Genomic DNA, 12,464 nt, shown 5'->3' with positions numbered 1-12,464 from the left:
CACCCGCCAGGGCCGTACGGCACAATCGCACCCGATGAGCACCTACCGCGACCTCACCGCCCCCATCGGCTCCCGCCGGGCCACCGTGCTGCGCACGGCCGGCACCAGGGAACGCCGCTCCCACCTCACGGCCCCCCGCGTGCCCACCGTGGGCATCGACATCGGCGGCACCAAGGTGATGGCGGGCGTCGTCGACGCGGACGGCACCATCCTGGAGAAGGTCCGCGCGGAGACCCCGGACAAGTCCAAGAGCCCCAAGGTCGTCGAGGACACCATCGTCGAACTGGTCCTGGACCTCTCCGACCGCCACGACGTGCACGCCGTCGGCATCGGCGCGGCCGGCTGGGTCGACGCCGACCGCAACCGCGTTCTGTTCGCCCCCCACCTGTCCTGGCGCAACGAACCCCTCCGGGACCGTCTCTCCGGCCGCCTGTCCGTGCCCGTCCTCGTCGACAACGACGCCAACACCGCCGCCTGGGCCGAGTGGCGCTTCGGCGCCGGCCGCGGCGAGGACCACCTCGTCATGATCACCCTCGGCACGGGCATCGGCGGCGCCATCCTGGAGGGCGGTCAGGTCAAGCGCGGCAAGTACGGCGTCGCCGGAGAGTTCGGTCACATGCAGGTCGTCCCCGGCGGCCACCGCTGCCCGTGCGGCAACCGCGGCTGCTGGGAGCAGTACAGCTCAGGAAACGCCCTGGTCAGGGAGGCCCGCGAGCTGGCCGCCGCCGACTCCCCGGTGGCGTACGGGATCATCGAGCACGTCAAGGGCAGCATCGGCGACATCACCGGCCCGATGATCACCGAGCTGGCCCGCGAGGGCGACGCCATGTGCGTCGAACTCCTCCAGGACATCGGCCAGTGGCTCGGCGTCGGCATCGCCAACCTCGCCGCCGCCCTCGACCCGTCCTGCTTCGTGATCGGAGGCGGCGTCAGTGCCGCCGACGACCTGCTGATCGGCCCCGCCCGGGACGCGTTCAAGCGCCAGCTGACCGGCCGCGGCTACCGCCCCGAGGCCCGCATCGTCCGCGCCCAGCTCGGCCCCGAGGCCGGCATGGTCGGCGCCGCCGACCTGGCCCGCCTGGTCGCCCGCCGCTTCCGCCGCGCCAAGCGCCGCCGCGTGGAACGCCATGAGCGCTACGAACGCTACGCACAGTCCCGCCGTACGGAACGGGAGGCGCTGTGACGGACCCCCTGCCGCTCCAGGACGGGCCCGCCGAGGAGCCCGGGGCCCCGGCCGAGGACCGGCGGCACCGGTTCCGCCGCCGGGCGCTCACCCTGCTCATCATCGTGCTGCTGATCGGCATCCCGGCCGGCTACCTGCTGATCTCCGCCGAACAGAGCCGCAGCAGCGGCCGGGACAAGGAGGAGAAGTACTCGGCGACCGGGCTGACCGAGGCATGGCCCTCCAAGCTCCAGCGCCGCCTCTACCAGGTCCCGGTCCCGCACCCCGCCGGCAAGGTCGCGTACTACGAGACCAACAACTGGAAGACGAGCCGCCTGTACGTCCAGTTCGAGACCACCGGCGCCGGTCTGGACGCCTTCCTCGCGGGCATCGGCGTCGACCGGAGCGACCTTGAGCGGGACGACATCTCCATCAGCGCCCGCGACCAGCGGGTCACCGGCTGGGACTTCTCGGCGCCGGGACAGTGGTGGGGCCTGATCCGCACCCAGAAGAACCCGGCACCGACCCAGGACGTCGTCGTGAACCTGGCCAACCCGGCCCTCCCGATGGTGTACGTCGTCTCGCGCACCGTTCCCTGACCGGTCCCCGACCGGTCCCCGACCGGTCCCCGACCGATCCGACCGGTCCGACCGGTCCGACCGGTCCGACCGGGTCCCGGCAGGCGTCCGGAGCCGATTGGCAGACCCCGCCCGTAAAGTCGTAGACAGTGGATCCGGCGAACGGGAGGGAGGTGACAGGACGTATGACGGACACGTACACAGCGGAGACCTACACGGCGGACACGCCCACGGCGGGCACGGGACCCGGTGTCGTACGGCTCGCCGCCGTCTTCCTGCCCGCCCCGCTGCCGCGCGAGGGACGCTTCGCCTTCTGGGACCCGGCCGACGGCACCTCGCCCACCCCGCCTGCCGAGCCCTCCGGGACGGCCCCGCTCACCGTCGTTCGCCCCCACGGCACTCGCGTGCGCCGCGGGACCGTCCCCGCGGTGACCCTCCCCGTCGAGGAGGCCCTGCCCCTGCTGGTGCGCGCCCGGCACGACCCGGCCGCCCACCCCGCCACCGCCTGCTGGGGCGCCGCCGCCCTGCACGCCCTGCGGCTCGCCGCGCGCGGCCGGGTGCTGCCCGGCCTGACCGCCGACGGCCACGACGCCTGGCGGGCCGGACCCCTGGACCCGGACGACATCGCCCACCTGAGGGCGATCGCCGCCGCCCTGCCGCCCGAGGGACACGCGGTCCCGCTGGACGGCCCGGGCCCGCTCCGGCTGCCCGAGCCGCGCGCGCTGATCCGCTCCTTCCTGGACGCCGTCACCGACACGCTGCCCCGCACCCCGGCCGCGCCGTACGCCCTGGGTCTGCCCTTCGCCGCCCGCCCCGCCCAGCGGCTGCCCGGCGCGCGGGACTGGGCCGCCGAGGTCGCCGCCGGCATGGACGCGGGCGTGCGGATCTCGCTCCGCCTGGACCTGTCGCCGTTCGACCTGTTCGACGCCTCGGGGCAGGGCGGGGGCGGGGGCAGGGGCGACGCGGACAGCGGGCGCGGGCGCGCGGCGGGCGCCGCGGTGGTCCAGGTGCACAGCCTCGCCGACCCCACCCTGGTGGCCGACACCGCGGACCTGTGGTCGGGTGCGGCGGACCCCGCCTTCGGCCCGCGCGCCCGGGTCGACGCGGCCCTCGCGGTGCGGCGCGCCGCCCGGATCTGGCCGCCGCTGGACCGGCTCACCGAGCAGGACGTGCCCGACGTACTGGCTCTGTCCGAGGAGGAGCTGACCGACCTGCTCGGCATCGCGGCCACCCGGCTGGCCACCGCCGGCGTCGCCGTGCACTGGCCCCGTGACCTGGCCCAGGACCTCACCGCGACCGCCGTGGTCCGTTCCGCGCCCGGTTCGGCGACCGACGGCACCGGCTTCTTCGAGAGCGGTGACCTGCTCCGGTTCAGCTGGCAGCTGGCGCTCGGCGGCGACCCGCTCACCGAGGCCGAGATGGACCGGCTCGCCGAGGCGCACCGCCCGGTGGTCCGCCTCCGCGACCGCTGGGTGCTGGTCGACCCGGTCCTGGTCCACCGCGCCCGCAAACGCGACCTGGGCCTCCTCGACCCCGTCGACGCGCTGTCCGTGGCCCTCACCGGCAGCGCGGAGGTCGACGGAGAGACGGTGGAGGCGGTGCCGGTCGGCACCCTGGCGGCCCTGCGCGACCGGCTCACCGCCGGACTCGCCCCCGCCGAGCCGCCCCCGGGACTCGCGGCCACCCTCCGCGACTACCAGCTCAGGGGCCTGGCCTGGCTGGACCTGATGACCTCGCTCGGCCTCGGCGGCTGCCTCGCCGACGACATGGGCCTCGGCAAGACGGTCACCCTCATCGCCCTGCACCTCAAGCGGGCCCGCACCGAGCCGACCCTCGTCGTCTGCCCCGCCTCCCTGCTCGGCAACTGGCAGCGGGAGATCACCCGGTTCGCCCCCGGCGTCCCCGTCCGCCGCTTCCACGGCCCCGACCGCACCCTGGACGGCCTGGACGGCGGCTTCGTCCTCACCACCTACGGCACCATGCGCTCGGCGGCGGCCACCCTGGCCGACCTGCCGTGGGGCATGGTCGTCGCCGACGAGGCACAGCACGTCAAGAACCCGTACTCGGCGACGGCCAAGGCCCTGCGCACCATCCCGGCCCCCGCCCGCGTCGCCCTCACCGGCACCCCGGTCGAGAACAACCTCTCCGAGCTGTGGGCCCTCCTCGACTGGACGACCCCCGGACTCCTCGGCCCACTGAAGTCCTTCCGCGCCCGCCACGCCCGCGCCGTGGAGACCGGCGAGGACGACGAGGCGGTGACCCGGCTGGCCCGCCTGGTCCGCCCGTTCCTCCTGCGCCGCCGCAAGTCCGACCCCGGCATCGTCCCCGAGCTGCCGCCGAAGACCGAGACGGACCACCCGGTGCCGCTCACCCGGGAGCAGGCGGCCCTGTACGAGGCGGTGGTGCGCGAGTCGATGGCCGTCATCGAGGCGGCGGACGGCATCGCCCGCCGGGGGCTGGTGCTGAAGCTGCTGGGCGCGCTGAAGCAGATCTGCGACCACCCCGCGCTGTATCTCAAGGAGGACCACCGGCAGCAGGGCGACGGCGCCGCCGCCCGCTCCGGCAAGCTGGCCCTGCTCGACGAACTGCTGGACACGGTGCTCGCGGAGGACGGCTCGGTCCTGGTCTTCACCCAGTACGTCGGCATGGCCCGCCTCCTCGCCGCCCACCTGACCGCCCGCGCGGTCCCCGTCGACCTGCTGCACGGCGGTACACCGGTGCCGGAGCGCGAGCGGATGGTCGACCGCTTCCAGGCCGGCGCGACCCCGGTCCTGATCCTGTCCCTCAAGGCGGCGGGTACCGGCCTCAACCTCACCCGGGCCGGACACGTCGTCCACTTCGACCGCTGGTGGAACCCTGCGGTCGAGGAACAGGCCACCGACCGTGCCTACCGCATCGGCCAGACCCAGCCGGTCCAGGTCCACCGCCTGGTCACCGAGGGCACGGTCGAGGACCGCATCGCGGAGATGCTCACCGCCAAGCGGGCCCTGGCCGACGCGATCCTCGGCTCCGGTGAGTCGGCCCTCACCGAACTGACCGACCGCGAGCTGTCCGACCTGGTGTCCCTGCGGAGGTCGTCATGACACCCCGTCCCGCCGACGAGGCCCGCCGCGCCCTGCGCGCGGCACGGGAACGGGCGGCGGATCCGGCGCGGGAACAACCGGCCCCGCCCGCACCGACGCCGCCCGCGGAGCCGACTTCGACGCCCACGCCCAGCCCCACGCCCACGCCCACGGCGACGGCGACCGATCCGGCCCAGGGGCTGCCCGCCGACGCCTCCCGCCCCGCCGACGCCGCCCGCGCGGCACTGCGCCGTGCGGTGGCGGCCGCGGGGCGCACCGCCCCCACGCCGTCCGTCGACGGCGACCCCGTGGCGCCGGGCACGCACGAGAAGCCGCGAGTTCGTTCCGGGGACGCGTCGGCCGGCGCCGACGCGAGGGGAGGCTCCGGGCCGGCCGCCCCCGGCGGGGACGGGACGGTGACATCGGCCGACCGCGGATGGGACGAGGACATGACGTCCGACGGGTCCGACTCCGGCTCCCGTTCCGGCTCTGACTCTGGCTCTGACTCTGGCTCCGGTTCTGACTCCGACTTCGACTCCGACGCGGACGAGAGCGCGGAATCGTTCACCGCAGCAGCCCGGACCGCACCCACGGCACCCCCCACCTTGGTCGCCGCCCCCGACGGCGACGCTGCCCAGGCCCGTCCCGGGGACGGCGCGCGAGAGGCGCTGCGGGCCGCCCGCCAGCGGGCGCGCCGGTCCCAGGTGCCCGCGCCCGCGCGCAAACCCGCCCCCACGCACCGCCCGGCCCGCCCCGAAACCGTCGCGGACACCCGGGCCCGCACCGTACGGGCCGCGCTGGCGAACGCCTTCCGCCTGCCCATCGACGACTCGGCCGACTCCGACCACGCGGGCGACGTGAGCGAGGCGGGAGGCAGCATGGGCGACCCCGCCCCCCTCGACGACACGCCCCCCGACCCGGGCCGGGCGCCGGCCGCCGAACTGACGTCGGCGTCCCCCCACACCCCTCGTTCCATGGCCGCCCCGGGCCGGGACGGCGAGCTGCGTCGCACCTTTCCCGCGTTTCCCCCGGGACCTTCGGCCGGACAGGGGTTCGCCGAGACCTGGTGGGGCAACGCGTGGGTCACCGCGCTGGAGGAGGGCGCGCTGGACGCCGGACGGCTGGCGCGGGGACGCGGGTACGCCGAGCGGGGCCACGTCGACGCCATCACCGTCACGCCCGGTCTCGTCCTCGCCTACGTCCAGGGCAGCCGCCCCCGTCCGTACCGGGTGCGGGTACGGCTGCGCACGCTGGACGACGCGGACTGGGGACGGTTCCTCGACACCGCCGCCGAGCGGCCCGGACACATCGCCGCCCTGCTCGACAAGGAGCTGCCCCACTCCTTGGCCGACTGCGGCGTTCCCTTGTTGCCCGGCCCCGGGGACCTCGTCCCGCAGTGCACCTGCCCCGACTCCGGCCACCCCTGCAAGCACGCCGCCGCCCTCTGCTACCAGACGGCACGGCTGCTCGACGCCGATCCGTTCGTCCTGCTCCTGCTGCGCGGCCGGGGCGAGCGGGAACTGCTCGACGCCCTGTCCCGGCTGAGTGCCGCCCGCGCGGCCCGCGCCGTCCAGGGCAGGGAGCCGGAACCCCTGCCAGGGGTACGCGCCACCGAGGCCCTCGCCACGCGCGTACGCCCGCCCCTTCCGCCGCCGTTGCCCACGCCCCCGCACCCGGAACAGCCGCCCGCCTATCCGGCGGCCCCCGGCGGTCCCGACCCCTTCGCCCTGGACCAGTTGGCCACCGACGCCGCCGCCCGCGCGCACGCCCTGCTCACCACGGGGCGGGACCCGGTCGGCGGGTTCACGCTGTGGCAGGACGCCGTGCGTCTGGCCGCCGCCCGCCCCGGTTCCGGCCTGACCGCGGCAACCCGCGCCCTCTACTCCTCCCTGGCCCGGGCGACCGGCCGGGACACGGCCGAGCTGGCCCGCGCGGTGGCCGCCTGGCGGCAGGGCGGCCCGGAGGGCCTCAGCGTCCTTGAGGAACCCTGGGACCCGCCGGCCGGACGCTTCGACCGGGCCCGGCCCCTGTTGCTCGCCGCCGACCTGCCCGCCTTCCGCCCGTGGCGCAACCGCCTCACCCACCCCAGGGGCCATCTCCAGCTCCGCCTGGGCCGCACCGGCCTGTGGTACGCCTACGAGTCCGAGCCGGACCACGACGACTGGTGGCCCCGGGGCACCCCGGACCTGGACCCGGTCGGCGCCCTGACCGGCCTCGGGACCCTCGAAGATCCGGATTCCGGCATGCCGCACAGGTGAGCGGTGGCGGCTGTCGACGCCGACAAGGGCTGCCGCTGGCTTCGCCCCGCAGCCGCACTGACCGAGGTTCTGGCGAGCGTGGACGAACTGCCGCGCACGGCCTCCGGGAAGCCGCTGAGGTCCCGGGTCCGCGCCCGCTTCGGCGGCACCTGCTCAGGCGGGACGCAACACGAGGACGTGTCCGGCTGCCGCCCGCAGCAGCCCTTGCCCCGCCAGGCGTCGCGGCCCTCCCTGACCGCGACGACCGCGATCACGAGGGCGGCGACGGGGTCGGCCCAGGACCAGCCGAGGGCGAGGTGGGCGAGCAGGCCGACGAGCAGTACGGCGGACAGGTAGGTGCACAGCAGCGTCTGTTCGGAGTCGGCCACGGCGGAGGCGGAGCCCAGCTCCCGCCCGGCCTTGCGCTGGGCCGCGGACAGGAACGGCGTGACGGCCAGCGAGAGCGCGGCGAGAACGATGCCGGGGAGCGACTGGCCGGCTTCGCCTCGCGCTACCCGCTGTGCCCCGGCAGCCGGACCGCGCGCTCGGTCCCGGCGTCAGACGCGGACCGCCCGCCCCTCCCGCATCTCGACCACCCGGTCCGCGAAGTGCCGTACGACCGCCCGGTCATGGCAGATGAACAGGTACCCGAGGCCCAGTTCGTCCTGGAGGTCGGCGAGCAGGTTCAGCACCCCGGCCCGCACGGAGGCGTCGAGCGCCGACACCGGCTCGTCGAGGACGAGCAGCCGGGGCCCGGAGGCGAGGGCGCGGGCGATCCCGGCCCGCTGGCACTGGCCGCCGGAGAGTTCGTGCGGGCGCCGGTCCCCGTACGACGGGTCGAGGCCGACCCGGTCGAGCAGCTCGGCCACGCGGGCGGGACCGGCGGTACGGTCCCACAGCCCGTGCAGTCTCAGCGGTTCGGCCACCGCGTCGCGGATGCGGTGGCGGGGACTGAGGGAGCCGTACGGGTCCTGGAAGACGGGCTGCATGCGCGGGCGCAGCGGACGCAGTTCCCGTTCGGTCAGGGCCGTCAGTTCCCGCCCCTCGAAGCGGACCTCCCCGCTGTCGGGCCGGCGCAGCTGGAGCGCCGCGAGGGCGGTGGAGGACTTGCCGCAGCCGGAGGGGCCGTTGAGGGCGAGGGTCTCACCGGCGTCCAGCGTGAACGAGAGACGGTCCACGGCGGTCACCGGTCCGTAGCGGACGACCAGGTCACGGACGTCCAGCAGGGGGTGGGTCACACGAACTCCCGGAGCGGGTCGGGCACGTCGGCGGCACGGTGGCAGGCGACCAGCCGGCCGTCCACGGTGCGTTGTCCGGGTTCGTGGTCGTGGCACACGTCCGTCGCCAGCGGGCAGCGCGGTGCGAACGCGCAGCCCGGCCCGAGGGCGTCCGGCGCGGGCGGGGTGCCGGGCAGCGCCGGCAGCCGGCGGCGCCGGGGGCCGTCCTGCGGGAGCGAGGCCAGCAGGCCCGCCGTGTACGGGGCGCGGGGACGGTCCAGGACCTGGCGGACCGGTCCGGTCTCGGCCGCGCGTCCCGCGTACATCACCAGCACGCGGTCCGCGTGGGCCCGTACGACGTCCAGGTCGTGGGTGACGAGGACCAGCGCGGCGCCGACCGCCTCCCGCTGCTCGGCCAGCACCCGCAGCACCTGCTCGCGGCGCTCCTCGTCCAGCGCGGTGGTCGGCTCGTCGGCGACCACGACATCGGGCTCGTTGACCGTCGCCATCGCGATCACGGCGCGCTGCCGCATGCCGCCCGAGTACTCGTGCGGGTAGGCGCGGGCCCGGCGCGCGGCGTCCGGGATGCCGACCCGGTCCAGCGCCGCCACGGCCAGGGCGCGCGCCTCGCCGCGGGAGACCCGCCGCACCGACCGTACGGCGGCGGCGAGCTGGTCGCCCACGCGGTGGACGGGGGAGAGGGCCGACAGTGCGTCCTGCGGAACGAGGGTGATCCGGCGCCCGCGCCCGGCGGCGGGGTCGGCGCAGTCCCGCAGCCGCACGCTGCCCGCGGTCGTCGCACCGCGCGGCACCATCCCGAGCAGCGCCCGGGCGGTGAGCGACTTGCCCGCGCCCGACTCGCCGACCACGGCGAACACCTCGCGCGGCCGGACCTCGAAGGACAGTCCGCGCACCACCTCCACCGGGCCGAACGCGATCCGCAGGTCACGCACCGACAGCAGTGCCTCGGACGGCATGGGCGGTCTCCTTTCGTACCGTGTGGCCGGACATGCGCCGGGCGCCCCGGCCCCGCGCGTACGACGCCCCCGACACGGCCAGCCCGGCCAGCAGGGCCAGGGCGACGGCCGGGGCCAGCGCGGCCCAGGGGGCGCGTTCGATGTAGGCCCGGGACTCGTCGAGGAGCAGGCCCCACTCGGGGGCGGGCGGCTGGGCGCCCAGGCCCAGGAAGCCCAGGGACGCCAGGGCGAGGGCGATGCCGGGCAGCCGCAGCAGGGCGTGCCGGGCGACCGGGGCGGCGACGGACGGCAGCACGTGCCGGGTGAGGATCCACCACGGCGGTGCGCCGATGGCGCGCTGGGCGGTCAGGAACGCCGACGCCCGCACCTCCTGCACCAGCGCCGCCGCGTGCGCCGCCAGCGGCGGCCAGGAGATCAGCGCGACGGCGAGGGCCGCGCCGCCGGTGCCGGGACCGGCCGCCGCCGCGACCAGGATGCCGACGATCACCGGGGGCAGGGCGTTGGCGATGTCCGCCGCGCCCGCCGCCACACCGGGCAGGAAGCCCAGCGCCAGCCCGGCCAGCAGGCTCAGCAGGCAGACGGCCGCCGCTGTGCCGACCGTCGAGGCGGCCCCGTGCCCGAGCCGGGCCAGCACGTCACGGCCGAGCCCGTCGGTACCCAGCGGATACGCCCAGGAGGGCGCCGTCAGCCGGGCCGTGGTGTCCACCGCGTAGGGGTCGCGCAGCAGCCCCCAGCCGATCGCCGCCAGCAGCACGGCGGCGAGGAGGGCCGGCAGCGCCGGGTGCGCCCGGACCGGGCGGGCCGGCGGCAGCACCAGCCCGGCCTCCCGCAGGGCGGACCCCAGCATCCGGCGCCGTACGAGAGCGGCCAGCGCGCCGGTGACCAGGCCCAGGGCGAGCAGGGCGAGGACCGAGCCCTGCAGCAGCGGCAGGTCCTGCGACTTGGCCGCGCCCAGCGCGGTACGCCCGATGCCGGGCACGGCGAACACGGCCTCCACCGCGACCGCCCCGCCGGTCAGACCGACCGCGACCATCCCGAACTGCGGCACCAGCGGCGGCAGTACGCGGCGCAGCGCGGCGGCCGAGACCCGGGTACGGCTCACTCCCGCTCCCCGCCACAGCTCCACCCACCGTTCGTCCAGCACGGCGGGGAGCGCGTCCGCCACGAGCCGGCCGAGCAGGCCGCCCGCGGGGACGCCGAGCGCGAGGGCGGGCAGCACCATGTACGCGGGACCCTGCCAGCCGGACGTCGGCAGCCACCCCAGCCACACCCCGCACACCAGCAACACCACGGTGGCCAGAAGGAACTCCGGCACGGCGGCGGCCATCGCGGCGAACGCCCCGCCCGAGCCCCGCCCCCGCACCAGCACGGGCGCCACCAGCGCCGTGGCCAGCAGCGCCGCCACGGTCAGCGCGGCGGCCATCAGCCCCAGGGACACCTGGAGCCCGGAGACGACCGACGGCAGGATCTCCGTCCCCGACACCCACGAGGTGCCGAGGTCGCCGCGGACCAGCCCGCTCGCCCAGTCGCCGAGCAGGGAGAGCGGGCCGGCGTCCAGGCCGAGGTCCCGGCGGATAGCGTCCAGGGCCTCCTCGGTCGGCTCCTGCTCCGCGGACCGGGCGCGCAGCACGGTCAGCGCCGGGTCCCGGCCCGAGAGCCAGGGGAGCAGTCCGACGGCGGCGAGGACCGCGGCCAGACAGACGGCGCGGGTCACGCCCGCTGCGGACGGCCTCACTTGACGTGGGTGTCGAGCGTGACCAGCTCCCGCTCGCGCGGGTCGTGGGCCGCGCCGGCCACATCGGCCGCGTCGCCCTGGATCACGCGCTCGTGGAGCATCGGCACGGCCGCGTCGGTGGCGAGCACGGTGGCCTCGGCGTCGACGACGGCCCGGCGCCGGGCGTCACCGGTCGGCGTCGTACCGGCCTTGTGCAGGGCCTTGTCCACGGCCGGGTCGGCGAGCTGGGGGATGTTGAAGGAACCGTCGGAGGCGAAGTCGCTGTAGAGGTACGCGGCCGGGTCGCCGGAGTCCAGGACGGTGGCCCGGGAGAGGATGAAGGCGTCGAAGGCGCCCGCCAGGGCGTCGGACTCGATGTTGGCGTACTCGCGGACCTCCAGCTTCACCGTGAACCCGGCCTTCTGGAGCTGCTGTTGCAGCGCGGCGGCCACCTCGGGCAGTTCGGCCCGGTCGGTGAAGGTGCCGATGGTGACGGTCCGGCCGTCCGGGTCGCCCGCCTTGGCGCGGCTCACCGGCTCGCGCAGGTCCGCCGCCCACGGCAGTGCGGGCCCGAGCAGCCCCTCGGCGACGTCCGCCCTGCCCTCGTAGACGCCCTTCACGATCGACTCGGCGTCGATCGCCTCCCGGGCCGCCGCCCGCAGCGCGGGGTCCTTGAAGGCGCCCTTCTCCGTGTTGAGGTACAGGGTGTTGGTGCGCGGCATCGGGACCTCGGTGATCAGCTCCTCGTCCAGCAGCGCGGCCTGCGAGACGGGCACGGCCTCGACGATGTCGGCCTCGCCGCTGCGCAGCGCGGCGGCGCGGGCGGTGCCGTCGGGCACGAACGTCACGTCGATACCGGGGGCCTTGGCCGTGCCGCCCCAGTAGTCGTCGTAGCGGTCGAGGGCGGCCGAGGAGGTGCCGTTGACCTCGGTCAGCTCGAAGGGGCCGGTCCCGGTGCCGACCGGGTCGACCCTCTTGCCCCGGTACGCCTTCGCCGCGAGGATCGACAGCTGCGGGGAGCTGAGCCGCTGCGGGACCAGGGGGTCCTCCTCGGCGGTGGTGACGACCACGGTCCCGGCGTCCTTCGCCCGCACGGTCAGCTCGACGCCGTCGAGGATGCGGGGCTTGGGGGAGGCGGTGGCCGCCTTCGTGAGGGAGCGGACGACGGCCTCGGCGGTCAGCTCGGTACCGTCGTGGAAGGTGACGCCCTCGCGGAGCGTGAAGGTCCAGGCCCGGCCGGCCTGCTTCCACCCGGTGGCCAGGGCCGGTTCGGCGTCGCCGTCCGCGTCCAGTTTCACGAGCGTCTCCGCCGTCGACCAGCGGGACAGCTTGAACGCGTCGTCGGAGAGCGGGGACAGGCCCGAACGCGGCGGCTGCATCATCGCGACACGGAGACGCTCGCCGCCGCCGGTGCCGGTGCCGGTGGCCTCCGTGGTCGCGAAGCACCCGGTGAGCAGGGCGGAGGCGGCGAGAACCGCGGGGACGGGCAGGAAACGGGCGGGGACGCGCACGGGGTC

Annotated in this window: 8 protein-coding genes and 1 pseudogene; 4 read left to right on the top strand and 5 right to left on the bottom strand. The window is 76.1% G+C overall.

Annotated elements, in window-relative coordinates; all coding sequences use genetic code 11:
• The first annotated feature begins 34 nt into the window (after positions 1–34).
• The 4 genes from ACZ3IG_RS21705 (at position 35) to ACZ3IG_RS21690 (ending at position 7,060) form a co-directional block, all read left to right on the top strand.
• A complete protein-coding gene (locus tag ACZ3IG_RS21705; protein ID WP_215168471.1) occupies positions 35–1,183 on the top strand; it encodes an ROK family glucokinase in 1,149 nt (382 codons plus the stop codon).
• The gene (locus ACZ3IG_RS21700; RefSeq protein WP_467434040.1) at positions 1,180–1,761 is read left to right on the top strand and encodes a sugar kinase; all 582 of its coding nucleotides are present in this window, start codon (positions 1,180–1,182) and stop codon (positions 1,759–1,761) included. Before ACZ3IG_RS21705 ends, ACZ3IG_RS21700 begins: the two co-directional genes overlap by 4 nt.
• A gap of 164 nt (positions 1,762–1,925) precedes the next feature.
• Positions 1,926–4,823 (top strand): DEAD/DEAH box helicase, encoded by a 2,898-nt coding sequence (locus tag ACZ3IG_RS21695; protein ID WP_467434039.1) that lies wholly within the window; start codon positions 1,926–1,928, stop codon positions 4,821–4,823.
• Positions 4,820–7,060: an SWIM zinc finger family protein gene (locus ACZ3IG_RS21690; protein WP_467434037.1), complete on the top strand. Its 2,241-nt coding sequence runs from the start codon at positions 4,820–4,822 to the stop codon at positions 7,058–7,060. The genes ACZ3IG_RS21695 and ACZ3IG_RS21690 overlap by 4 nt, the downstream gene beginning before the upstream one ends.
• 173 nt (positions 7,061–7,233) lie before the next feature.
• Here the strand turns inward: ACZ3IG_RS21690 and ACZ3IG_RS21685 are convergent.
• From ACZ3IG_RS21685 to ACZ3IG_RS21665, 5 genes and pseudogenes are all read right to left on the bottom strand, one after another.
• Positions 7,234–7,545: pseudogene (locus tag ACZ3IG_RS21685) on the bottom strand (cation efflux transmembrane domain-containing protein); the annotation flags it as partial.
• A gap of 51 nt (positions 7,546–7,596) precedes the next feature.
• Positions 7,597–8,277 (bottom strand): ATP-binding cassette domain-containing protein, encoded by a 681-nt coding sequence (locus ACZ3IG_RS21680; protein WP_467434036.1) that lies wholly within the window; start codon positions 8,275–8,277, stop codon positions 7,597–7,599.
• Entirely contained in the window at positions 8,274–9,233 is a 960-nt protein-coding gene (locus ACZ3IG_RS21675) for an ABC transporter ATP-binding protein (protein ID WP_467434034.1), read from the bottom strand. The genes ACZ3IG_RS21680 and ACZ3IG_RS21675 overlap by 4 nt, the downstream gene beginning before the upstream one ends.
• Positions 9,202–10,968 (bottom strand): ABC transporter permease subunit, encoded by a 1,767-nt coding sequence (locus tag ACZ3IG_RS21670; protein ID WP_467434033.1) that lies wholly within the window; start codon positions 10,966–10,968, stop codon positions 9,202–9,204. The genes ACZ3IG_RS21675 and ACZ3IG_RS21670 overlap by 32 nt, the downstream gene beginning before the upstream one ends.
• Entirely contained in the window at positions 10,965–12,458 is a 1,494-nt protein-coding gene (locus ACZ3IG_RS21665) for an ABC transporter substrate-binding protein (protein WP_467434032.1), read from the bottom strand. Before ACZ3IG_RS21665 ends, ACZ3IG_RS21670 begins: the two co-directional genes overlap by 4 nt.
• Between the last annotated feature and the right edge of the window lie 6 nt (positions 12,459–12,464).

This window comes from Streptomyces sp. NPDC016677, assembly GCF_055562815.1.
The sequence above is the reverse complement of the archived record's forward strand: the minus strand, read 5'-3'. Positions and strand labels throughout refer to the sequence as shown.

Excerpts from the sequence above, each read along its gene's own strand:
- ACZ3IG_RS21690 (WP_467434037.1), top strand. The coding sequence starts at position 4,820 with ATGACACCCCGTCCCGCCGACGAGGCCCGCCGCGCCCTGCGCGCGGCA.
- ACZ3IG_RS21695 (WP_467434039.1), top strand. The coding sequence starts at position 1,926 with ATGACGGACACGTACACAGCGGAGACCTACACGGCGGACACGCCCACG.
- ACZ3IG_RS21705 (WP_215168471.1), top strand. The coding sequence starts at position 35 with ATGAGCACCTACCGCGACCTCACCGCCCCCATCGGCTCCCGCCGGGCC.
- ACZ3IG_RS21675 (WP_467434034.1), bottom strand. The coding sequence starts at position 9,233 with ATGCCGTCCGAGGCACTGCTGTCGGTGCGTGACCTGCGGATCGCGTTC.